Origin of the sequence: Solihabitans fulvus (assembly GCF_008386585.1) — a bacterium.
GTDB classification, from domain to species: Bacteria; Actinomycetota; Actinomycetes; order Mycobacteriales; family Pseudonocardiaceae; genus Solihabitans; species Solihabitans fulvus.
Window position 1 is genome coordinate 1 of the sequence record NZ_VUOB01000039.1, and the last position, 291, is coordinate 291.

Here is a 291-nt window from a genome sequence, read left to right on the forward strand (position 1 = left end):
ATCGCGGCAGCCTTCCTCGCCGCGCAGGCCGCCCCGCGTGAGGCCGTGCACACCAGCGCGTTCAACGTCGGCATGGCCGAGAACAACGCGACCGTGGCCGAGATCGCCGAACAGGTCGCCGCCGTGGTGCCGGGATCGCGGCTGGTGATCACCGGCGAGGCCGGGGGAGACCCGCGCTCCTACCGGGTCGACTTCTCCCGCATCCGCGCGCTGCTGCCGGACTACGATCCACAGTGGACGGTTCGGGCCGGCGCGGCCGAGCTCTACGAGGCCTACCTGCGGCACGGGCTC

General features: G+C 72.9%; 1 pseudogene. It reads left to right on the forward strand.

Features of this window, described 5'->3' with window-relative positions:
• Positions 1–291: pseudogene (locus F0L68_RS21845) on the forward strand (NAD-dependent dehydratase); the annotation flags it as partial.